Origin of the sequence: Pseudoalteromonas sp. MMG005 (assembly GCF_018101015.1) — a bacterium.
Lineage (GTDB): Bacteria > Pseudomonadota > Gammaproteobacteria > Enterobacterales > Alteromonadaceae > Pseudoalteromonas > Pseudoalteromonas aurantia.
This window is the reverse complement of record NZ_JAGJEK010000013.1, coordinates 46,391-70,247: the sequence shown is the minus strand read 5'-3', so window position 1 is coordinate 70,247 and position 23,857 is coordinate 46,391. Positions and strand designations below refer to the sequence as shown.

22 protein-coding genes are annotated in these 23,857 nt (G+C 41.3%); 13 read left to right on the top strand and 9 right to left on the bottom strand.

The window, feature by feature from the left end:
* Window positions 1–9 precede the first annotated feature (9 nt).
* The 9 genes from J8M01_RS11595 (at window position 10) to J8M01_RS11555 (ending at window position 9,118) form a co-directional block, all read left to right on the top strand.
* Window positions 10–966 (top strand): MoxR family ATPase, encoded by a 957-nt coding sequence (locus J8M01_RS11595; protein ID WP_211058090.1) that lies wholly within the window; start codon window positions 10–12, stop codon window positions 964–966.
* Between the two features lie 2 nt (window positions 967–968).
* Complete coding sequence (locus J8M01_RS11590) at window positions 969–1,916, top strand: DUF58 domain-containing protein (protein ID WP_211051355.1); 948 nt, start codon at window positions 969–971, stop codon at window positions 1,914–1,916.
* A 5-nt stretch (window positions 1,917–1,921) separates the two neighbouring features.
* Complete coding sequence (locus J8M01_RS11585; RefSeq protein WP_211058089.1) at window positions 1,922–2,356, top strand: DUF4381 domain-containing protein; 435 nt, start codon at window positions 1,922–1,924, stop codon at window positions 2,354–2,356.
* Window positions 2,349–3,335, top strand: a complete 987-nt coding sequence (locus tag J8M01_RS11580) for a VWA domain-containing protein (RefSeq protein WP_211051361.1) — start codon at window positions 2,349–2,351, stop codon at window positions 3,333–3,335. The genes J8M01_RS11585 and J8M01_RS11580 overlap by 8 nt, the downstream gene beginning before the upstream one ends.
* Window position 3,336: 1 nt before the next feature.
* On the top strand, window positions 3,337–5,229 hold the full coding sequence (locus J8M01_RS11575) for a VWA domain-containing protein (protein WP_211058088.1): 1,893 nt from the start codon (window positions 3,337–3,339) through the stop codon (window positions 5,227–5,229).
* A complete protein-coding gene (locus tag J8M01_RS11570) occupies window positions 5,223–6,857 on the top strand; it encodes a BatD family protein (protein WP_211058087.1) in 1,635 nt (544 codons plus the stop codon). Before J8M01_RS11575 ends, J8M01_RS11570 begins: the two co-directional genes overlap by 7 nt.
* A 61-nt stretch (window positions 6,858–6,918) precedes the next feature.
* Window positions 6,919–7,434, top strand: a complete 516-nt coding sequence (locus J8M01_RS11565; protein ID WP_192508053.1) for a sigma-70 family RNA polymerase sigma factor — start codon at window positions 6,919–6,921, stop codon at window positions 7,432–7,434.
* The gene (locus J8M01_RS11560; protein WP_211058086.1) at window positions 7,434–8,147 is read left to right on the top strand and encodes a DUF3379 family protein; all 714 of its coding nucleotides are present in this window, start codon (window positions 7,434–7,436) and stop codon (window positions 8,145–8,147) included. The genes J8M01_RS11565 and J8M01_RS11560 overlap by 1 nt, the downstream gene beginning before the upstream one ends.
* A 116-nt stretch (window positions 8,148–8,263) precedes the next feature.
* On the top strand, window positions 8,264–9,118 hold the full coding sequence (locus J8M01_RS11555; RefSeq protein WP_211058085.1) for a TIM44-like domain-containing protein: 855 nt from the start codon (window positions 8,264–8,266) through the stop codon (window positions 9,116–9,118).
* Between the two features lie 135 nt (window positions 9,119–9,253).
* On the opposite strand, the gene J8M01_RS11550 is transcribed toward J8M01_RS11555, so the two are convergent.
* A complete protein-coding gene (locus tag J8M01_RS11550; RefSeq protein WP_211058084.1) occupies window positions 9,254–10,510 on the bottom strand; it encodes a hypothetical protein in 1,257 nt (418 codons plus the stop codon).
* 368 nt (window positions 10,511–10,878) lie between these two features.
* Here J8M01_RS11550 and J8M01_RS11545 point away from each other — a divergent pair, with 368 nt between their 5' ends.
* Together J8M01_RS11545 and J8M01_RS11540 are read left to right on the top strand one after the other, a co-directional pair.
* The gene (locus J8M01_RS11545) at window positions 10,879–11,556 is read left to right on the top strand and encodes a response regulator transcription factor (RefSeq protein WP_348772746.1); all 678 of its coding nucleotides are present in this window, start codon (window positions 10,879–10,881) and stop codon (window positions 11,554–11,556) included.
* Window positions 11,549–12,883 carry a HAMP domain-containing sensor histidine kinase gene (locus tag J8M01_RS11540; protein WP_211058083.1) on the top strand — a complete coding sequence of 445 codons (1,335 nt, stop codon included), beginning with the start codon at window positions 11,549–11,551 and terminating at the stop codon, window positions 12,881–12,883. The genes J8M01_RS11545 and J8M01_RS11540 overlap by 8 nt, the downstream gene beginning before the upstream one ends.
* Window positions 12,884–13,080: 197 nt before the next feature.
* On the opposite strand, the gene J8M01_RS11535 is transcribed toward J8M01_RS11540, so the two are convergent.
* Window positions 13,081–15,366, bottom strand: coding sequence for a collagenase (locus tag J8M01_RS11535; RefSeq protein WP_211058082.1), 2,286 nt, complete (start codon window positions 15,364–15,366; stop codon window positions 13,081–13,083).
* Between the two features lie 613 nt (window positions 15,367–15,979).
* On the opposite strand from J8M01_RS11535, the gene J8M01_RS11530 reads away from it, so the two are divergent.
* On the top strand, window positions 15,980–16,324 hold the full coding sequence (locus J8M01_RS11530; RefSeq protein WP_211058081.1) for a hypothetical protein: 345 nt from the start codon (window positions 15,980–15,982) through the stop codon (window positions 16,322–16,324).
* A gap of 73 nt (window positions 16,325–16,397) precedes the next feature.
* Here J8M01_RS11530 and J8M01_RS11525 read toward each other — a convergent pair whose 3' ends face one another.
* From J8M01_RS11525 to J8M01_RS11515, 3 genes are all read right to left on the bottom strand, one after another.
* Window positions 16,398–17,396: a tetratricopeptide repeat protein gene (locus tag J8M01_RS11525; RefSeq protein WP_211058080.1), complete on the bottom strand. Its 999-nt coding sequence runs from the start codon at window positions 17,394–17,396 to the stop codon at window positions 16,398–16,400.
* Between the two features lie 37 nt (window positions 17,397–17,433).
* On the bottom strand, window positions 17,434–17,865 hold the full coding sequence (locus J8M01_RS11520; RefSeq protein ID WP_211058079.1) for a DUF6326 family protein: 432 nt from the start codon (window positions 17,863–17,865) through the stop codon (window positions 17,434–17,436).
* Between the two features lie 293 nt (window positions 17,866–18,158).
* The gene (locus J8M01_RS11515) at window positions 18,159–19,013 is read right to left on the bottom strand and encodes a kinase (RefSeq protein ID WP_211058078.1); all 855 of its coding nucleotides are present in this window, start codon (window positions 19,011–19,013) and stop codon (window positions 18,159–18,161) included.
* Between the two features lie 295 nt (window positions 19,014–19,308).
* On the opposite strand from J8M01_RS11515, the gene J8M01_RS11510 reads away from it, so the two are divergent.
* A complete protein-coding gene (locus J8M01_RS11510) occupies window positions 19,309–20,769 on the top strand; it encodes a catalase (protein WP_211058077.1) in 1,461 nt (486 codons plus the stop codon).
* 92 nt (window positions 20,770–20,861) lie between these two features.
* On the opposite strand, the gene pdxJ is transcribed toward J8M01_RS11510, so the two are convergent.
* Genes pdxJ through rnc form a run of 4 tightly spaced genes read right to left on the bottom strand, consistent with a single transcriptional unit; the run spans window position 20,862 to window position 23,857 of the window.
* Entirely contained in the window at window positions 20,862–21,596 is a 735-nt protein-coding gene (gene pdxJ, locus J8M01_RS11505; protein WP_211058076.1) for a pyridoxine 5'-phosphate synthase, read from the bottom strand.
* 4 nt (window positions 21,597–21,600) lie between these two features.
* On the bottom strand, window positions 21,601–22,290 hold the full coding sequence (gene recO / locus J8M01_RS11500; RefSeq protein ID WP_211050286.1) for a DNA repair protein RecO: 690 nt from the start codon (window positions 22,288–22,290) through the stop codon (window positions 21,601–21,603).
* Window positions 22,291–23,190: a GTPase Era gene (gene era / locus J8M01_RS11495; RefSeq protein WP_192508066.1), complete on the bottom strand. Its 900-nt coding sequence runs from the start codon at window positions 23,188–23,190 to the stop codon at window positions 22,291–22,293.
* Window positions 23,180–23,857 carry a ribonuclease III gene (gene rnc, locus J8M01_RS11490; RefSeq protein WP_192508067.1) on the bottom strand — a complete coding sequence of 226 codons (678 nt, stop codon included), beginning with the start codon at window positions 23,855–23,857 and terminating at the stop codon, window positions 23,180–23,182. The genes era and rnc overlap by 11 nt, the downstream gene beginning before the upstream one ends.

Below are 23,857 nucleotides of genomic sequence, written 5' to 3'. Positions count from 1 at the left end.
GACAAAGCAATGGCTGTAAATGAATTTTCTGAACTAAAAAACTATCTTGATACCCAAATTATAGGTCAACCAGAATTGACCCAAGCGCTGTTAATTGCTGTATTAGCTGATGGTCATCTACTTGTTGAAGGACCTCCAGGGCTAGCAAAAACACGCGCTGTAAACGCGCTAGCACAAGGCATAGAAGGCAGCTTTCAACGCGTTCAATTTACCCCTGATTTATTACCTGCGGATGTCACAGGTACAGATATTTATCGCCAACAAACCAATGAGTTTGTTTTTGAGAAGGGCCCACTATTTCATAACCTAATTTTAGCTGATGAAATTAACCGTGCGCCCGCTAAAGTACAATCTGCTTTGCTAGAAGCCATGGCGGAGAGACAGATAACGGTTGGCAAAAATACCTACCCTCTTTCTGATTTGTTTATGGTAATGGCGACCCAAAACCCATTAGAGCAAGAAGGGACATATCCATTACCTGAAGCCCAATTAGACCGTTTTTTACTCCATCTGAATATTGACTACCCAGGAGCAGAAAATGAATTGGCAATACTACGACTAACCCGAGGCGAAGCGCTGTCGGAGCAACCGGTGACGTTTTCTCCTATTAGCCAAGACACTCTTTTTGCGGCAAGAAAAAACGTGTTATCTATGCATTTAGCTGAGCCATTGGAACAGTATTTAGTTCAATTGATTGTTGCCACTCGCGAAGCGGGGGAACTTGACCCGAAACTGGGTTCATGGATTGAATTTGGGGCAAGCCCTCGTGCTACAATTGCGCTAGACAAATGCGCGCGTGCCAACGCTTGGTTACAAAACCGTGACTTCGTAACTCCTGAAGATATTCAAGGTGTTTTATATAATGTGTTACGCCATCGCATTATTTTAAGCTACGAAGCACAAGCTGACGGTATCACCAAAGATCAAGTTATTCGTCGGATCTTAGAATTGGTTCCAGTACCGTAATCATGGGCCAATCTCAACTATCTCCGCAGGCTTTTTTAAACCAGTGCCATAGCAATGGTGCTGAATTGGGCCTCAAAGAACTGCTTTATTATAAGCCCAAAGCCAACTTGCTCTCGTTGCGACCAAAAAGCAGAGTGAAAAGTGCGCAAGCTGGACAATATCTGGCTCCACATAAAGGTCGAGGCATGGAGTTTGCCGAAGTAAGACAATATCAATACGGCGATGATATAAGAGCGATTGACTGGCGCGTTACCGCACGCACCGGCGAAGTACACACTAAGCTATACCAAGAAGAAAAAGAACGACCGGTATTTGTCTTCACCGATCTTTCTAACAATATGCTTTTCGGCTCACAACTCTTATTAAAGTCAGTCCAAGCTGCACATTTAAGTGCGCTTGTGGCGTGGTCCGCATGCCAACGCGGTGACCGACTAGGCGGGATTGTATTTAGCGAATATGGACATCATGAGCTAAAACCAACAGCCCGTGATAGAGGCGTGTTAGCGCTTTGCCATCAATTGGTCGACATACATAAGCAATCTCTTGAAAATAGAGAATTAAGCGCCCAGAGCAGTTTTGAAGCTAATTTAAAGCGCATGGCTCATTTAGCGAAGCCGGGAAGTTTAATTTATTTGATCTCTGATTTCACTCATCTTGATGATGCCAGTTTTAAACAATTAGAGCGTTTAGCTCGTCATTGTGAACTAATCGGTTGCCATATCACTGACCCTTTCGAGCTCCAGCTTCCAGCGCATCAAGAGGCACTGACTGTATCTGCGGGAGAACAAAGTTGGACATTACCATTGATGGACAAAGGGTTTAGAGAAAAATTTGCCGAACAAGCTCAACATGCATTTTCCGCTCGCCTCGCACGATTAAAACGTGCAGGCATGACCATGCAAGGGTTTAGTGCAGCAACCGCGCTTGAATCGCAAATTTTGAGGTATTAATTTAAATGCAAGCATCACCACTTGACGCCTTACACGACGTACTGCCCCCGAGTGAAGTTTCTTGGTGGCCCTTATCGCCAGTGGCTTGGGCCGCTCTTATCTGTACACTATTATTGATAGGGTTAATATGCCGACTACTGTACACCGCTCATTGTCATAAACAAGCGAAAAACCATGCGATTAACCAAAGTCAATTACATCAAAATGATCCGCAGGCATTGCATATTCTGCTAAAGCGGTTAGCTAAACACTATTATGGTACGTTGGCCACTACGCAATCACAAAATAAATGGGCCTCTATCTTGAGCCAATTATCAGGGCAAACCTTCAATGAGCAGGAGCTTAATAGCCTATATGCTCCAGTACCAAATGAACACCTCGCCAAAAAACTGAGTGTTGCCATTCGTACATTTAAACTCAAGGAGAAAGTGAATGTTTGAGTTTAGTTGGCCCTGGTTTTTTTTACTATTACCGCTCCCTTGGATAATGGTAAAATTCAAGCCTACACAACAAGCTACCCCACAACGTTTAAGAATGCCAAGTTTTGCTAGCTTGTCTTCATTGGCTCCAAAAATCACTCAGCATCAACGTAAAGTCTCATGGCTAGAAGCACTTATATGGTTACTTTTAGTGGTTGCAGCCGCAAATCCGCAATGGTTAGATGACCCTGTCGCCTTACCCAATGAAGGACGAGATATTATGCTTGCTGTCGACTTATCTGGCTCGATGAATGAACAAGACATGGAATATCAAGGCCGTTACGTAGACAGGCTTTCAGTCGTAAAAGCGGTATTAAGTGATTTTATCAAGCAACGTCAAGGAGATCGATTAGGATTAATTCTATTTGGCGACACAGCCTTCTTACAAACCCCACTTACGAGAGATTTAAGCACAGTAAGCCAAATGCTAACAGAAGCACAAATCGGCTTAGTTGGGCGTGCGACCGCGATTGGTGATGCTTTGGGACTCGCTGTAAAACGATTCAGTCAAAAACAAGACAGCAACCGCATTTTAATACTGCTAACCGATGGGCAAAACACCGCAGGGAATTTGAAACCAGAAGAAGCGCTTATTTTAGCCAGAGAAGAAGGTATCAAAGTGTATACCGTTGGCGTTGGCTCAGATGGCCGTGGTGGATTTAGCCTATTTGGCATGGGTGGCTCTGCGGGAAGTAGCATTGATGAGGCAACCCTCAAGCATATTGCGACAGAAACTGGCGGTAGCTATTTTAGAGCCAAAGATGTCAGTGGATTGCAACAAATTTATCAAGAGCTTGACCAACTTGAACCGATTAGTGATGAAGCGCAAACGTTTAGACCGCAAGTCGCTTTATTCTACTGGCCGTTATTGGCTGTCTTAACATTATTAATGCTCTCAATTCTCATCAAAGCCTTACGCGGCTTAAAACAGGAGGCCTAGTATGGAGTTTATATTTATTAGACCTGAATTGCTGTGGTTACTCATTCCATGGGCGTTGCTGACCACCATTGCCTTTGTTAAACGTGCAAAGCATAAACATAGCCCGCTTATTGCACCGCATTTAGCAAGCGTTATGCTCAGTGATAGTACGCAACAACGAAAAACTCATAGCCCCATACTGATCAGTGTATTCATGTTCGCGGCAATTATATGTGTTGCAGGACCTAGTTTTTCGAAACAACAAGTACCCGTATTTCAAACAAAGCAAGCGCGTGTGGTGTTGATGGATATGTCATATTCTATGTATTCAACTGATATAGCACCGAATCGTTTAACCCAAGCGCGTTTTAAAACCCTCGATATGGTTGAGTTATTTAAAGAAGGTGATACTGCATTAGTCGCCTATGCAGGGGATGCTTTTACCGTTTCACCTTTAACAAGCGATGCACAAACACTGAGTAATTTAATTCCTAGTTTAAGTCCTGCGATTATGCCAAGTAAGGGTTCAAATGTCCTTGCTGGGGTTGATAAAGCAATAGAACTACTTCAACAAGCAGGCTATGTACAAGGTGAAATCGTACTAATCACAGACGGCCTAGACCAAGAAGATGTTGATGATATTCATGCTGAATTAAGAAATCATGCATACAGATTACATATTTATGCTGTGGGTACTGAGCAAGGTGCCCCAATTGCTTTACCTGAAGGTGGTTTTTTAAAAGACAATTCCGGACAAATCGTCGTACCGAAGCTAAATGTATCTCGATTATCTAATTTGGCACAATCACAACGAGGTCAATTTGCAGCATATAGCCCTGGGGTGCAAGACCTTAGCTTATTCAAGCCACAAAACAGTCATACACAATTGGATGAAACACAACAAACCGAAATGCTATGGCGAATAGATGCTGGGCAATATGGATTACTCATTTTATTACCTTTGGCATTATTACTTATCAGACAAGCGGGAATAACATTGGCAATTATAATGGTTACGTTACTGCCATATGACACGGTCTACGCGGCAGAGTGGCAATCTTGGTTCAAAAACACCGACCAAAATGCCCTAGCGGCTTATAACCAAGATAACTTTTCTGACGCTAGTTCCGCTGATAACCTTGAATTAAAAGGCGCTGCATTGTACAAGCAAGAGCAATTTGCAGACGCTGCACGTGTATTAGAGCCCACAAAAACTGCGTTTGGGCAGTATAACTATGGCAATGCACTCGCTAAATCAGGAAAGCTTGAAGAAGCAATTACTGCCTATGAGCGTGCACTGAGTTACGACCCACAATTACAGCAAGCACTTGATAATAAAAAACTCGTAGAGCAATTGTTGCAGCAGCAACAAGAACAACAAGATAAATCTGAAGACGAATCTAAAAATAAAGATCAAGATCAAGATCAAGAACAGCAATCTCAAGATCAATCAGGCGAAGGTTCCGATGAGAGTAATTCTGAAGAACAGCAAAGCGCTGACCAAAATGAATCTGATCAACAAGAGCAAAGTAGCGAATCTGAGCAAAATGGCGAACAAAATAACGACCCGCAAATGCAAAGTGACAGCGAAAAACAAGACGCTCAAGATAACTCCGAAGCTGCTCAGCAAGGTGATACAGAGCAACCTGAAGACAATCAAACACCTGAAGAAAATACACAACCTACCGAGTCCCAACAGGAAGGCCAAGCACCGGAGCAACAAGAAAGCTCTCCAATAGGAGACGTGAGTGCAAAACCACTTACCCCTGAAGAAAAAGAAAAAGCGCAGCAGCTGAGTCAGTTACTGAGAAAAGTGCCTGATGATCCCGCTATTTTATTACGTAACAAAATGCAGTTAGAAGCACAACAGCGTGCTCAGCAGCAGCGCCGTAGAGGAGTTGAAAAATCATGGTAATGCGTTTACTGATCCCCCTATTTCTAATAATGAGTAGCTACAGTGTAGCCGCTTTTGAAAGGCTCAGTGCCAGTGTTGATAAGAACCCCGTACTCGTTGGCGAGTATTTCACCCTCACTATCGAAGCGGATGGCAAAGTCTCTGGCAGCCAGCCTGATACCAGTGCGCTAGCACAAAAGTTTGTCGTTAGTCCTATGAGCGTAGGTTCACGTACAAACATTATAAACGGGAGTATGAGCAGTCAAACTACATGGCAAATGCAGTTATTAGCCCGCACAGCAGGCACGTTTACCATTCCAAGCTTTACTGTCAATGGGAAAAGCTCTCAGCCCATTAGTCTAAAAGTGATTGCACGTAGTCAAGATAGCACAGCACAAGAAGACATTTTCATTAAAACTACATTGAGTCCAGAAACCCTATATGTGCAGCAAGCTGGCTTATACACCGTAAAACTTTATATCGGAAAAGATTTATTGGATGGCCAATTAACGGCTCCTGTAATGAACGATGCGCAAATTACCTTAATGGGTAAGCAAAGTGAAGATTACGAAGTACTTGATGGCCGTCGCTATATGGTGATAACACGAGAATATCTCATTCAACCGCAAAAAAGCGGTGATTACACGTTAGAACCGCCTATGTTCAATGGCCAGATACGCGAAAATTATCGACGTATGGCTGTGTCTGCAGTTGCTAAACCACTCACAATTGAAGTAAAACCTGTTCCTGAAAATTATCAAGGTGCTTGGTTGCCAAGCGAACTTGTCAATTTAAGTGAAGAGTGGCAACCTAGTAGCAATGAAGTAACCGTCGGTACGCCCATAACGAGAACATTAACCCTGACCGCTGTTGGCATCACTAAAGAGCAATTGCCCGATATTAATATGGCGCAAATATCAGGGATTCGTAGTTACCCAGATGAAAGCGATCGAAATCAACTGGCTCGTGATGGAAGGGTTATTTCACAACTCATTACGTCTTTTGCTCTCGTGCCGCAGATTCCAGGCACGTATACGTTACCTGAGATGAAAGTTCCTTGGTTCAATACCGTTATTAAACGTGTTGAATATGCCACTTTGCCTGCCAGAACTATTTCCGTCATTGCTGATGTAAATCAAATCGCGACTCCAACAGTGACTGCCCCTGTACTCACTACACCGGCTCAAACACAAGATGCAGTGTCTACGCTGACTGCTGAGCAAATTGCCCAGCCGAGAAATGCCTACGACTGGCTAATAATGCTCTCTGGTTACATAATATGGCTATTAACGATCATTGTTTGGATCATTTGTAAACCTAAGCAGGTTAAATCGCCTGTTCCAAGTGAAGATAACACCCCAATTCCAACGCTGAAAACATTGCAAAATGCAGCACGGCACAAAGATAATGCGGCTTTTTATAATGCTCTGAGGCATTATGCCAGTGCACAAGCCAATAATCTCACCTTAGATGCTTGGATTAATCAGTTAGCAAACCCTGACTTAAATATCGAAATTGCAAAATTACAAGCTTCACTTTATAGTGCGGGTGAACATTCGGTAGATTTATCTGCGCTCTTCCAGATGCTAAATCAAGCCATAAAAAAGAAAACTGCGAAAGCAGACAATCACTTAACTCAGCTATACTGAGTTAAGTGAAAATAATTGAAAAATGTTGCAATAAAATTGACAACTACAAGGTCTTATTAGCATGACCACAAAACAAAAACGTTACGAATCTTTGGTTCAGGTATATCACAGCGAGCTATACCGCTTCGCCTATTGGTTGTGCCATGATCCCACTGTCGCTGAAGACTTAGTACAAGAAACATTTTTACGGGCATGGCGGTCATTAGAATCATTACAAGATGACAATGCCGCAAAGCCTTGGTTATTAACGATTTTAAGACGCGAGAATGCTCGGCGTTTTGAACGAAAGCAATTTGATTACGCTGATGTAGAAAATGACACCTTAGTGGATAATAGAAGTGTCACACTTGACGAAGAGATGGAACAAACCGTCATACAAAGGCAAATTGGTAAGTTATCTGCTGAATATCGAGAGCCACTGTTATTACAAGTTGTGATGGGGTGCTCAGGTGAAGAGATAGCTGAAATATTAGAGTTAAACAAAAATACGGTGATGACACGGTTGTACCGAGCTCGTAACCAGCTGAAAGAGGCTTTAACTGAAAATCATGAACCTATTAAAGGGGCGTCAAACTGATGGATGAATTAGAATTTCGTCGTCGACTTTTTGCAGATCCCAATGACACGGAAGTCATTGAGCATGCGATTGATAATCCAGAGCAACAAAGCTTGGTGGATGAGTTGCAAGACTTTGATGCACAGTTAAAAAGTGCATTACAAGTAGAAGTACCTGCTGGGCTTGCTGATCGTATATTGGTACAGCAACAAGAAGACCAAGCAAGCAATGTGATCCCACTTGCATGGTATCGAAAATATGACAAACCATTCGCCACGGCTGCAAGTATGGTTTTAGCGGTAGGCATTTACTTTATGAGCGCTACAAGCGCTCCTTTGCAAGCTGGTGAGCACGCACTAGAACATGTTTATTATGAAGTCAATGCGCTAGAGCGTAGTCAAGAAGTGGCTTTACAAGTTGTAAATGAAAAATTGGCTATGCTGGGTGGCCAATTTGATAGCTTACCAGGCAAGGTAACCTATGCCACTTTCTGTAATTTTAAAGGTCAAAAAAGCCTTCATTTAGTTTTTCAATCTGAACATGGTCCGATGACAGTGTTTATAGTGCCAGCCCAGGGTAATGAATATAAACAGAATGACAGCCATTTCAACGATGAAAGATTTGCTGGCATGATAGGCAATGGCCAGAAGGCCGACACCATATTAGTGGCAGATATTGGTACACCTATTGAAGACTATCACAATGAAGTCAGTGGCGCGTTGCGCTGGTTATAAAGGTTTACAAAAAGGCGCTTTGCGCCTTTTCTTTTCGACCTAATTTCATCGCTTTATATTTATCTTCTGGACAAGTTTCTTTAAAATCCTAACGACTTAAGATTTATAGGATTGTTATGAGAAACTTTATAGTATTGTTTTCGCTAATCTCACTATTATTTGCCACGAGCTTTGACGTTGAAGCCCGCAAAAAATTTGGTAGTAAGAAATCAGGTAAAACCCACCAAACCAGTACCACCGCACAAAAAAAGCAAGTGGATACTAAATCTTTGGCTGCAAATAAAACAGCGAAGCCAAAATCAAGTAAAAAAGGCATCATGGCGGGCGTACTTGGTGGTTTACTTGCCGGCGGTTTGATTGCATCAATGCTAGGCGACGACTTCGAAGGCTTTCAGTTTATGGAAATGCTTATGCTTGCTATTGCGGCATTTGTGATTTTCAAGCTCATCAAAAGCTTTATGGCAAAGCGTCAACAACCACAAATGGCTGGCGCACCGCAATTTAACCAGCAACAAGCGTTTAACCAACCTCAACAGTTTCAAGCACAACAATCAACGTCCGGTGGTTTTGCTCAACAACAGGATGTGCCGTTCAATCTACCTCGTGATTTTGATGTAAATGGCTTCTTGCAAGGTGCACGTCAACATTACCATACATTACAAAACGCATGGAACAGCAAAGACTACACCACAATGGCTGAGTATTTAAGCGCTGAATTAGTAGCTCAGTTCAAGCAAGAGCGCGAACAGCAAGGTGATGTAGCAACAGAAGTGATGTTTATCGATGCCGAAATGGTTCGTGCAGATACACAACCTGACGTATGGGAAATCAGTATCATGTTCAAAGGTAAATACCGTGATTTAGGCGATATGCAAGAAGAGCCAATTCATGAAGTATGGCACTTGGAACGCAAAACGGCAGGAGATGCACCTTGGTTAATCGTCGGTGTTGAAGATCACATAGATAGCTAATACATAATTTAAAAAAGGCGCTTATGCGCCTTTTTTACTGCTTTAATTTCTCAGTATTTATGCCGTATTAGTGCGTTCACCTTCACTTATTCTCAACAAAAACCTTCACGCATTGTGTTCATTCAAACCTTATGGTTAATTACTCAACACATCCAATGTTATATCTGAAAACCGGATTTTTTCGACTGCTATGAGTGTATTGGTCCCATCTCGGTTATCTCGCATATCTTCCACCGTTACATAAGTGTTAGCATGGGTAATTTGATATTCGACTGACGATCCTGAAAATATCACCGTGTTCTCAGCTATGTTTCCTGTGATGTGATTGTTGAGTTGATTCACTATTACATTGCTTTTGTTGGTGCCAGTGAGCGTCACATCTTTTAAATATTGTGCATGATGGGTATAAGGCAAATTCGCGTTAAACAGTAAGCTGAAGTCTCCGGTAAAACTTTCATCTATTCTGGCGTTATACGTTAAATAAGAAGCGAAAAACTTATTATCCATTAATGTTGCACCCAGTGGGTCTTTTGTCACAATATCTTCGCGTGTCTTAGCAACATATAAATCATGCATTCCAGTTGTAGGAAATTCCATATTTGCTCCCCATAAACCGTAATATACATCCACAACGGCGGCTAAATATTCTTGCGATAAGCTATTCTCTGCGGTTAATTCAGTTACCCAATCCGCAGCTCCCATACCCCAAAGGTTCTGTGACTGTGCATCTATCTGCGCCGAGCGAATTTCGGCTTGAAAGCTCGGTAATGCGCCATTAAATGCCGTATTTTGATCAACACCAATACCATAATCGTGTACCAGATGAAGTATTTCTTCATATGAAGCGTCTCGATGAGCATAATCTTGTGTGATGTACCACTGATGGCCTTCTACCTGCATCTCACCAAAATAAAGTGGTTGCCCATCAAGTTCTGCCGCTTTATTTGTACCGTCATCAACCCCATTTAATAGCAATAATATTGCCCCATTTTCAGACATTTTATTCGCCACCGCCGTTTTATCTGAGCCATACTCTGAATCAGGCAGCGGTGCTAAAAAGTGCTCTAAAATAGAACGTGCTCGTACTATTTGATTATCCGTGATCTGATCTTGAGCAACAATATGAATTGCTTTGCTATTGGACGTTGATACGTGAGTATAACGATTAAATTTCAGCGTTTTAGTGTAAGTACTTGCAAGCGAGCTCGGGATCTCACTGATCCCAAGTGCCAATGTTTGTATTGAAAGGCCGGCAGTATTACCCGCTTGGTTTATCGGTGGCGTTGGTTCAATCGAGACCACAGTCCCTTTAGGCGTGGATTTGGAATTGCAACCGAATAACAGTGACGCAGCAAATGGTATTAAAAAGCAATTTAGATAGGTTATCTTCATGGGTATTCCTCTTGATTAATACTTAACCTCAGCTCTGGATAAGCGAATTTGCCCAATCAAGCTATTTTTCTCACTCTCGGCGTTGCTTTCATTTATAATAGCCCGCTATTACTGCATAAAAGCGCCTTGATATTGAACAAAATATCATCATTGGATTGTATGTAAGTTTGTTTTCAAAACATTTCCTATTCCAAAACCCTTATCCAAACCTAAGGTTACTTAGCAAAAATCATATAAGAAAAGAGGTCATGAATGCGTAAGCCTATGTAAGCCATAAATTGCTTTGTAAGCGCTTGTAAGAAGCATCGAAACTTTTGCTAAAATCAGTACACTATAATGCACGATTTGTCACAACATACGGAGGCGCAGTGCACATACTCATAATTGAAGATGACCATGAAATTGCTCGATTAACCGAGATGTATTTGCAAAGTGATGGCTACCAAACCACCGTGGTTGCGGATGGCAACACAGCCATAACCACAATTCGTCATTTATCTCCCGACCTCATTTTGCTTGATTTAATGTTACCAAGTGTCGATGGATTTGAGGTGTGTAAACAGGCTCGGGCATTTTATACTGGACCGATAATCGTATTAACCGCCCGAGAAGATGATATTAGTGAAGTCAGCTTATTAAAATGCGGCGCAGATGATTACCTAAGAAAACCAGTAAAACCACATATCATGTCCGCCAGAATAGAAGCGCTACTGAGAAGAACATACGTTGACGTCATAGAGACTGACAATGAGACATCTCATACGCTTGAAATCAATTATGATACATTCTCAGTAACATTAAACAACACATTAGTTAATTTAACGACCTCTGAGTTTGATTTGCTCGCACTGCTGCACAAAAATGCAGGCCATACAGTATCACGAGAGGATTGTATTCACGCACTCAGAGGCATTCATTATGAGATCTCAGATCGCTCCATAGACATGCGTATCTCTGGACTTAGAAAAAAGCTCAATGATGACCAACAACCGTATAAACGGATCAAAACAATTCGAAATAAAGGGTATCTACTCATCAATGAATAAGCTGATCATGCCGTTTTTTACCCGCTTATATGGCTTATTATTTTTGGCTATTTTTTGCAGTGTTTTCGTGACGATTTTTATTTTAGATAAGTGGAATGAACGGGATGCAATAGCTGACTTTGTAACAGATACTTTATTTGTAAAGCATGTATTGGAAAACCAAAGGAAAATGACCAAAACACCTGCGGATATTTTCTATCGCGGTATTGATAACTCACTGTATCCTTTTGATTTTATCTGGTTAGGTTCTGACAATATCAGTCTATCGTGTCCACATTGCACTTTTATAGCACGCTATAACAACGCCGATGTATATCAATTAAAAGACGAAGCTTTATTATCTATTCATTCAGTCGAGGACAGCTCAGATAAACTCATTATCAAAGACAAACAACAAGAATTTTCGCTTCAAGAATACGCTCTGCCTACTTCCTCTTTCGATATAGAAGTATATGCCCCTTTTATTGTCTTGATTGTTATTGTCGTAGTGATCGGAGTTGTTTTATACCTGTCGATAAGAAAGCTTCAAAAAGAAATCAATCACTTAAACCAAATGAGCTACCAATTTGGTAAAGGCGATTTAGCCGCTCGGGTTAAGCCCCTTTCAGAGCCTTTAACTGTTCTCGCAACAAGTTTCAATAGTATGGCGACTGCATTATCTAATAAAATGAATGAAAGCCAAATTTTTGCACAAGCCGTTCCACATGAGCTCAGAACACCGCTTAGTAGAATACAATTGGCCTCTGGTATCCTCAGAAAACACAGTCTCACCTCTGAACAACTTGCCTTAATTGACAATATTGATCAATATATCTGCGACATTGATGAGCTCTGTACACAAATAATTCAATTCTCCAAACTCAACATGCAGGTAAAAGAAGATGGTAACAAAACGTTTAATTTAAACCGTTTTATCGCATACCGAGTCGAACAACTTACACTGCGCTCAGTGATAAGTATTAACACCCTTTGTTGCAAAAATATCACCGTTTACTGTAATTCAACGCACTTGCGGTTAATTATTGATAACCTGCTAAAAAATGCGGCGCAACATGCTAAGCAACAAGTTGATATAACAGTCATAAGTACAAAAGGTGTGCTCAAAATAACGATTGAAGATGATGGCAAAGGCATATCAAAGCATGACCACGACACTATTTTTGTTCCCTATGCTCGATTAGACAGCAGTCGTACTAGAAAAACCGGGGGGCTCGGCATGGGGTTAGCTATTGTAAAAGGTGCTGTTAATCAATTGGGCGGAGAAGTTAGTGTAGCCAGATCTTCCTCTGGTGGCGCCATGTTTATAATTAAACTCCCTATTTTGTAAAAACACCCTTCCTATAAAACCATAGAGAGATGAATAAATAGCCGTTCATATTCATCTTTGTGCTAGACAGGCACTTCTAATACACGACAATTTATATAAAACATGGCGCTAAATTTATAGCGCCATGCCGTAAGACTCCAAGCCCATCTGATGCACTTACTGATAAATACTAAAGCAACATCAATTTAGGCTAAAACTCATTTAAGTACAAAAACATTACTGGTATTATTGAGATCCAATACACCAATACAGTTATTACTTTCATCTGCAACCATCATGCGATCACCCGCAGACCAAAATGTTTCTGTATAGATTTCACCTTGCGCTAGTGTTGCATAGGTCGTTGTCAATAACGGCTCTCCAGTGTTGTTGTTGATCCAATATAGTTTAACTGCTGAAGTCATGGTGTTCACAACTTGTAAGTCAGGCGCTGCGTCTGATGTTCTTGAATAAGGTACTGCTAAATCGCAGCTCCCCATCTCGGCTGTTGCATCTGGGATCACCGGTGGAGGCGCGACATCTAAGGCATTTTTAACCATCTCTTGTGTTACTTCAAATGCATTGTTCTCTTCATTCAATAATGCAACACCTAAACAGTTGTCGGCACCATCGGTAAGCATGATCCTATGGCCCACGTCCCAATCATCTGCGGTATAACTTTCGCCTTTAGCTAAAGTGGCATAAGAGTCACCCGACTTCTCACCTGTTTTTCTATTTAACCAATACACTTTCACCAACTTTTCAGTTGGGTTAGTGATCGTTAAATCTTCCGCTGTTTTGTCAGAATCATAGTAGGTTTCTGCTAAGCTACAGGTACCAATAGTCCCTTTTTCTGGCCAATGCGGTAAGTAAGGCTCTGTGGCTGAAACAAGTGGGGCTGGCTCTGGAGTCGTAACACTACACTCATCACCTGCACATGCTGTGAAATTAAGGTCGATAATATCTGACCCTATAAAGTCTGAAGAAATTGCAATGTAATACTTGCCTGATTCAGGCGTAGCGAGTACACACTTTTCCTCATTTGTGTTGTCTGTAACTGACTTACAAGTAAATTCAGTATCGATAGAAGGATGAACTTCAACGCCTTTCTTAACCCAAAAATCAACATTCCCCGAGCCGCCTGAGGTAGCAAATGTTACGGAAGGTAAGCCAGCTGGTACATCCACAGAAAATAACCAACCACCACGACCATTAATCTGTTGGTAATCGCCAAGTGCAACAACTTCGACACTTGCTTTATATTGCTCGGTCAGTGTCACCTTTAACCAGTTTTCGAACGCAGGTTGATTGTCAGCAGCAATACTTGCCATTAGGGTGTCAAACTCTTCCCACTGCCCAGCACGCATATGAACAAGCATTTGAGACACAAGGTCAGAACGTTGCTCTATTAAAAAAGCAACCGCAAGTTGTCCCCACGAATATATATTTGCATCACCAGCGAAGATTTCAGCTAACGTGTAAGACTCTTCACTATTCGCAGTTGAGACACGTGAATAATACCTATTATAGAAAGTACTCAAATATTCAGCGAGGCCTTCACTCCACCAACCTAAACTGCCTTTATAACCGCCCTCTTTGTTGTATCGCCCATCTAATGCATGAATATATTCGTGCGCAAATGATCGAAGTACTGATCGTCCGCCACTCCACTCAAGAGCATCAAAAGTCCAAATATCAGAACTATGCCACCACTGTGATGGAGATGTCTCAAAATAAATGCCGCTGGTATTACTGGTGTTTCTCAAATGCTCAGCCCAAGCAGCATGATTTGATAAGCTTTCGAAAATATGAATATTGGTAATTTCATTCAAGTCATTTGCAACGGCGTGTTGGAATTCAGGAGTAATTCCTGAATGTAACACTTCATCAAACACCCTTTTGGTGCGTTTAACAATATCACATGCATCATGGAGTTCCGCTTCAGACATTGACTGTGCGCGGATCCGTACAGGTTCATCACACATTACATTGCCGCTGAACAGCTCTGTCGTCGCAAACATTGACGCATCAACAGCGTCCCCCCCCTCGTAAGCATCAATAAATATGTGGTACCGGCCTGCTTTAGGCTTATCGATAATACATGCTTCATTGCTGTTCGTGCCTTTGTAAGATACGCAGTCAAATGTACCTTCAGCACCCGCGCTTGCTTCTTCCTCGTATTTAACATAAAGATCGGGGTCACCGAGATCTTTATTCGCTGTACCGGTGAATAAACTCACTACTAACGTTTCACTATCTTCAGGCACGTCTACATAATACGATCGACCTTGTCCTTCTGTAGTACTAATATTTAGTTTCACCACATCCAGTTTCAGGGCAGGCTCATTCGCGCTAGAGAAATCAACTTCTGCTGTAGTTGGAGGATCTACTACGGGTGTTTCTGCTACTGGAGCTATCACTGTTTCAGTTGATGAACTACTCCCACCACAGCCGGATAATGCAAGCAGCACTGCGCTTGATAAGGTCAATGTTCTAAAAAGCATTTGGTTTTCCTTCTAATTGTTATTTTAATACTCAATATCTTCGATAGCTCAGAGGGGCTGATGTTTCGGTCTAAGAGAGGCTAAGTCGTCACTTGATATTAAAAGCCTAGGGGGACTCGGTAAAAATCAAGTAACAACACCTAACCTCTCTAGCATGAACACTTTAAACTGAGCGTGTTTTATATTTATGCTTTATTTGATTACACACATCATTTACTTCCATTAATTGCTATTAAATACAATGCATTACATAAAATTCAAAAGCTGTAATACAGGCGTAAATTAACAAATATAAGCCCAGTATTTTTAATAAACACGATGTCAATTATTCTGGGCCATGCAGATGTTCCCTAGCCAAAGCCGTGACTCGTTTTAAACACAACGTTCGTATTTGTAACACAAACAAAGGTATAATGTAAATTGTATACAATATAATTTAAGTTCAAGGTGTAAAATCCCCTTGAGCATGAGGCCTGCAAATAGGAATTCTGATAACCACCTTTACAGCCCTACCTCATACCTGAAGATCATCGATACGTATATATAGCTTTTGCAAGTTTGATTCTCATCCCAGACATCTCTAAAATGGAGTTGAATTTAAACGAGAGTCAATATGAATAGAATAAGCAACATATGTGCTATCACGGCCCTGCTCAGTGTATCTGGTTTCGCAAGTGCAGAACCGACATGGCATACATCTACAATCAACAAAGTTTACCCTCAGTCTAATGGAGATGTTGTACTTACTTTCACACAAGATCATGCTAAATGCACAAATGGTTCTATACCCAAATACTACTATTTATCTGCCAACAAAAATGGCGTAACAGCTGCTGGCTTACAGAATATTTACAGTGCGGCCTTGACTGCTGCCACAGCAAATAAAGAAGTGACGATTAACTTTGACTCGAGTACATCGGACTGCAATATCAATCGACTACTCGTCGTTTTTAGATAAAAATAAGGAGCTAAACATTAGCTCCTCTTTCCTATTGAAGTAAAATATCCTCCCAATACCACCCGCTGAGTTACTAAAGTGATTTTAACTTTTTTATTCTTTTCGTTAGCTGTTTTTTCAACTCGCCGTCTACAACATAATTCGCTAAGTCCTGATACAAACGCTTCGCTTTGCGTTTTAGACCTTTTGCCTCTAAAATATTTGCGAGCCTAAATTTCGTCCATTCCTTTGTTGGCATTTTATTAGAAATTACCGCTTCATTTAGATACTGTTTCAATGCTTTTTCTCCCTCATCTAAATCGCGTTCACTGAGTACACTTGTTCGACCAATTTGAAATAATGCTCTGTATTTCGCTCGAGATTGTTCGGGTGTGTTAGTATCTAATTCTGTCGCCTTGCGAAAGCATACTAACGCGTCTGCATAACGTCCTTGGGTTTGATGGTATATTCCCAGTTGATAATGAAACTGTGGTTCATCACCAAAATCTCGCATACCTAATTTTGATATTTGACTGAGCTTTTCTTCATCTCCCATTTTACCATACACCTGAATTAATGCCGTTGCGCCCAGCAAAGGACTCACTTTTTTCAGTGCGTGGGCATGTTTTAACCCTACCTTTAAATCTCCTCCTAATATGGTCGGCACATGCATATGATATTGGATCAACGACTCTCGATATTCTACATTATTAGGAGAAAATTCTACCGCCAGTGTTAATCCTTGTTTAACCTTTTCAAGGTAACCCATTATACTGAAAACACTCGCGGCGTCCGCTTGCTTAGCAGCAATATCGGCAAACACAAAATGAGCATGTGCGTTTTTGTCATCTAATTGTATCGCTTTTATAATATAATTTTCAGCATCATCAAGTTGATTGCGTTCGAAGGCAATACGCGCTAAATAAGTGAACTTAATAGAACTGAGCTCGTCATTCTGTAACAACAATTTTTGAGCTCGTGAAAGCTCATTATTTTCAAAAGCCTCAATTGCATTTTCTACACTCGCATCAGACCCCCCGCTCAAAACACTACATAAACACATAAACAATACGATTACTTTTTGAATATTCATTTTTAAACCTCTATGACGGATCGTTATTATTCAGAAATCATTCTGCTTTGCATGTTTTCGGCCAATGCCATGCATATAGTACAATTGCAACCGATATAGCCACTTCAACTACTGTTAAGAATAAGTAAAACCACCAGGTTTCAGTCAAGTTTGTTGCAACCAGCATGAGTATAAATAACATAGAAACGATGATATTTACCCAGCGATTTATTGTTGGTTTAAGTACCAATGTAAAAAACACCATCACACTTGGGACTACCATAAGTACTGCCACTGCAAGAAATTGGAGTTGAGTTTCAATACTGCTATTCACCTCCATTGCTTTAGCCATAATTCCTGGCACATATATCTGTATATAATCACCATATACATAGCAAAACATGACCGCTATCCAAAGTGCTGAAACCTTCAACTTTACATTTATTTTAAAATCTTCAAATTTTGACTCGGTGCTTTTCATTACACTCATTGGTCACTCCATTTTATCGTTAAAACACACGCTTTATGAGTAAAGGTAAAGCGGTTCCTATATTTACACTTGACAACCGCATTACTGAATTACTGTTTCTTTGCCTCAAAGTTGGTATCTACACCTCCACTCATGGCTTTCGAAAAGCATATATTTTGCCGACGCGTATGTCGTCCAAGACTACAAGGTAAGACACATTAATATTTAAAAGCATATAAAACAAAAACTTAGAAATAATGCAAACGTGATACTAAATAACTTCGGGTCGAGACAGTGCTGTATTGAATGAAGAGTTAGGTTAGATTGAAACGATGTGTGCTATCCATGATAACCGATAAATCACTTTGCTCAGGTAACGAAGTCATTCCCCACCTAGTAAGCCTTTCAAAATACTGTATAAATTGAGAAACCTCTTGCTCAGTCATGCCTTTTCCAGATTTACACTTTAATTGCTGTTCTTGTTGCTGCCGCCACTGGTAAACACGCTCAAACGTTTGAACATTCAAGTACACTAATTTATCAATTAAAGAAAACAGGGTCTGATAGTCCGCCGCTAAACATTGATTTACGTAACGCCGATACCTACCCTGCGTATCTTGCTGCGCCTCTAATGTATTACAAGGGTGACATAACCGTTCCAAGGGCTCTGATTTTAATCCCACACACCAACCTTCAAAGATCAGAATATCTGGCGGTACTTCTATCGTTTGCCAATACTTCGGAAGAAATGGTCTATCTTGTGATTTATCGAACCTTGGTAAAGTAAATGCCTTTTGAGCTTTAAATAACCGAACAGTTTCGATGGCAAGTTTTATTGCATGGGTACCCGGCACTCCTCTCGTTGCCAACAGCGGGTGATGTTGCTTAGCAAGTATGCTTCGCTCTTCAGGAGATAAATAAAAATCATCCAAAGAGACAACTGCAATACTTAATCCTTGTGCCTCTAATGAGCGAGCTAAATAGTGTGCCAAAGTTGATTTTCCACTGCCTTGTGCGCCGTTAATACCAAGACAAAACGGTAAACGGTTAGATTGGACTTGCGCATGAGTATACGCCGCGTTGAACCATGACAGTATCGGCTCAGCATCTTGGATATAATGTGCTGGCAACCCCTGCTTTTTCAAAAATGCGTACTGCCACTTTTTCATAGTTAACCCATGCTGGTAATCATTTACAGTACCTTGAGTTTACCAACATAATTAATATATGCAGCCCCACACAAATCAACGCCTCCAATGACTTACATGTACATGACAACATACATCACAAAACATCATCGATTAAATTGATTGCAATAAGTTATTTATATCATTTATAAGATATCAATAGACTCTCTATACTGCATTGTGTGGACAGCCCATAGCTTACTTAATTTTGTCATGGCAGCCACTGAACATAGACCGTTAGGTCTAATTAATACTTGAGCACTATTGCGGAGGCATTATGAAAACGACTCTTACTACAGCGGCTGGCGCCCCAATTTCAGACGACAACAACAGTATTTCTGCAGGTGAGCAAGGCCCGCTTACTTTTGATAATTTCAGGCTTTTTGAAAAGCTAGCACACTTTAACCGTGAAAGACTGCCTGAACGAGTGGTGCACGCAAGAGGCACTGGGGCATATGGGACATTTACGTTAAACACATCGTTGAAACACTATAGTATCGCAAGCTTCTTACAAAAAGCAGAGCAAAAAACTGACGTATTCGTCCGTTTCTCAACTGTCGGGGGCGGCCAAGATTCAAGTGATTATGCACGAGACCCACGTGGGTTTGCAGTGAAATTTTATACCGAACAGGGCAATTTTGACCTGGTTGGTAACAATACACCGGTGTTCTTTATTAATGATCCGATAAAGTTTCCAGACTTTGTCCATTCTCAAAAGAAAAACCCTAAAACTAACTTACCCGATCCGGCTGCTATGTTTGAGTTCTGGGCAAATCATCCCCAATCATTACATCAAATGACCATCTTAATGTCAGACCGAGGCATTCCATTAAGCTACCGACATATGCACGGCTTTGGTTCACACACCTTAAGCTTTTGGAATCAAGATGGTGAACGGTTTTGGGTAAAATGGCACTTAAAAACCCAACAAGGTATTGAAACGGTATCTAGTGATGATGCACATAAATACCCATCATTTGGCGCACAGCAAGACTTAGTGGCTGCCATTGAGCAAGGTAATTTTCCCCGTTGGAAAGTCAAGTTACAGGTTATCACGGAAGCACAAGCAAAGGCGCTGAGTGTCAATCCATTTGATTTAACCAAAGTCTGGCCTCACAATGAAGTGCCACTGCTTGATGTTGGTACACTTGAACTCAATCGCAATGTTGATAATTACTTTGCTGAAACTGAGCAAGCGACATTTGCTCCAAGTAATTTGGTGCCTGGTATCGGTGCATCACCAGATAAAATGCTACAAGCAAGGTTAATTGCATACCAAGATGCGCATCGATACCGTGTAGGTGTAAACGCAAATCAAATTCCTGTTAATGCGCCAAAGTGTCCTGTCCATAATTACCAACGTGACGGTGCGTTCGCAGGGGCCTGCCCATTTTCTGATCCCACAAACAGCGGTAATAACAACGTCAACTTCTACCCCAACGACAGAATTGATGCTGGTGCCCCGAGCCCTGACCCGGCAGTCGCAGAACCACCAATGCCATTGGCACAGAATGCATGGGTCAAACCACATGACCAAGATCACGAAGATTACTATACGCAGGCGGGTGATTTATTTCGCTTAATGAGCCCCGTACAGCAACGAGAGCTAGCAGACAACATTGCGGGAGGGTTAAACTTGGCTAATGAAGATATTCAGCAACGAATGCTTACACAGTTTGCCAAAGCTGATGAACAATATATGCTTGCCGTTAAGACCGCTTTAGCAGCTCAGGATTAGTTTTTAATTGTAACCAAAGTGGCTTTCGCCAGCTTTTATTTGCGACAAAACCGACATAATGTCGGCTTTGTCGCAGATAAATAAAAAATTGATCACGCTTGTCGCGCTTCAATCATCAGACGTTTCATGTCTCTTATGGCTTTTTCTAGCCCATCAACCGAGGCCCTAGCAATGATGGCATGACCTATATTAAGTTCATATATTTCTGGCATTTGGGCTATCGGTTTAACATTATGATAGTGTAAACCATGTCCGGCATTGACAATAATACCTTGCTTATCTGCATATTGAACACCCTGACGAATTCGTTCTAGTTCAATTTGTTGCTCAGCATCTGTTTCTGCATCAGCGTACGCGCCTGTATGGATCTCTACATACGGCGCACCTGTTTGTTTCGCTGCATCAATTTGTGCATTATCCGCATCAATGAACAAAGACACTTTAATACCAGCCTTTGCAAGCTGTCCTACTGCACTTTTGATTCTTTCGACGTTACTCACTACATCTAAACCACCTTCCGTTGTTAGCTCTTCCCGTTTTTCTGGTACTAAGCAGACATAAGCCGGCTTTACTTCCAATGCAATATCAATCATTTCATCAGTGACCGCGATTTCAAGATTCATACGAGTTTGGATGGTTTGCGCCATAACATAAACATCTCGGTCTTGAATATGACGACGGTCTTCACGCAAATGAATCGTGATCCCATCCGCACCAGCGTGCTCGGCAACAGAAGCCGCATGAGCTGGATCAGGGTAACGGGTACCACGCGCTTGGCGTAATGTCGCAATGTGGTCAACATTAACACCTAATAAAATATCTCTCATTGTTCTACCTTGATATAAAAAGTTCTCGGCTTTTTAAGGCTTTATGTCCTAAAAGCGGTTTTAATAAATATCGGCTCAAGTGTTTTGCTGGCTGGCGTACTGCTTGCTTAGCAAAATCATGTTCCGCCATAGCCAATAGCACAGCACCTGAAAAACCCAGTTGAGGCTGATCAGTGCGAATGAACCCAAGCTCGGCAACATATTGATACGAGTAATTCGCACTCACAGGTTCACCATGTGCATCATAATCAAATTCTAAACCAAACCCTAACATACTCAGCAATTGAAATTCATAACTTCGTAAAATAGGCTCAATATCATCACACTTAGCCAACAATGTTAAATGGGTTTGATACAATTCAAAAACTTGCTCTAATGGTTCATTGCACGGTATTGCACGATAGGTCAGTTCATTTAAATAAAAGCCACAATACAATAGTTTACCCGATAACTGCAAAGGTTCTGAGGCCAGTTCAAACTTATTAAGGTACTTTAGATCATATCGCCCGGCATATTGACAAAGGAGTAACCCGAAGGGTTGTAGGTGGGCATTATGCTTCAATGATTGCTTACCCTTGATACGAGCAAGCATAGTGAGGTGACCAATGCCTTCAACAAGCATATTGAGCATCAATTGAGAGTCACTATAGGGACGTCGATGCAATAAATACGCTTGCCGAAAGTCGCTATGCAATCATTCTTCTCCGTAACCTAAACTACGCAGAGCACGCTCATCATCAGCCCAGCCAGACTTCACTTTAACCCAAAGCTCTAAAAAGACTTTGTTATCAAGCATATCTTCCAGATCTTTGCGCGCTTCACGGCCAATAACTTTAAGCTTTTCGCCTTTGTTACCTATCACCATACGCTTTTGGGTTTCACGTTCAACTAAGATCAACGCATTAATTTGCCACACGCCATTGTCTTGCCATTTAAACTGTTCAATTTCAACAGTCACTGAGTAAGGTAACTCATCTCCCATAAAACGCATCAGCTTTTCACGCACAATTTCAGCTGACAAGAAACGCATTGAGCGGTCGGTTACATAATCCTCAGGAAAGTAAAACTCAGATTCAGGTAAACGCTTACGCACTTCTTCTTTTACCATATCAATGTTTTTGCCTTGTTTCGCAGAAACAGGGATAATACCGGCGAAGTTCCCCTGCTCACTCAACCATTGCATATGCGGTAAAACAAGTTCATGATCTTTTACTTGGTCAACTTTGTTCATTACCACTAAAACAGGCCGACCACTGCCCATGACTTTGGTTAAGACCATCTCATCATCAGCATTCCAAAGCGTACCTTCTAGAACAAAGATAATTAGCTCAACGTCACCGATAGAACTTGATGCTGCACGGTTCATTAAACGGTTTATAGCACGCTTCTCTTCAATATGAAGCCCTGGTGTATCAACATAGACAGCTTGATAATTGTCTTCTGTGTGAATACCCATTATACGGTGGCGAGTGGTTTGTGGCTTACGTGATGTAATACTCACTTTTTGCTCAACAATTTGATTCAAGAGTGTTGATTTGCCAACATTTGGGCGACCAACGATGGCTATCATGCCACAGTGCGTATTAGGCGTCATTTTTTATGATCTTCAATGCTTTTTCGGCAGCTTTTTGCTCCGCCTTTCGACGTGAGCTACCGATTGAAATAATACTATCCATTCCTTCAACAATACATTCTACCGTGAATGTTTGATTATGTGCTTGACCTTTTGTATCGATAACCGTATAGCCTGGCAACGGAAGTTTGCGTGCCTGCAAATATTCTTGCAATAAAGTTTTTGGATCTTTTTGGTTATGGCCTGGAGAGATGGCATCTAACCGAGACTGATACCAATGCAAGATAAGGTCACTGCATTTATTAATATCTGAATCTAAAAATACAGCGCCTATAATTGCTTCAACTGCATCGGCAAGTGTTGATTCGCGACGAAACCCTCCACTTTTTAATTCCCCAGGACCTAACCTTAAGTAATCCCCTAAGTTAAATTCCACACCAAATTCAGCCAAGGTTTGACCTCGAACCAAAGTTGAACGCATCCGACTTAAATCGCCTTCACGCGCTTTTGGGAATTGCTCATATAGGGCATTAGCGATAACGAAACTTAAAATTGAGTCGCCCAAAAACTCTAAGCGCTCATTGTGCTGGCCTTTATGACTTCGGTGCGTCATAGCTTGCTCAAGCAATGCTTCGTTATTAAATTGATATCCTATCTTACTGTATAATTCTGCTACGTTTCTTTTCAT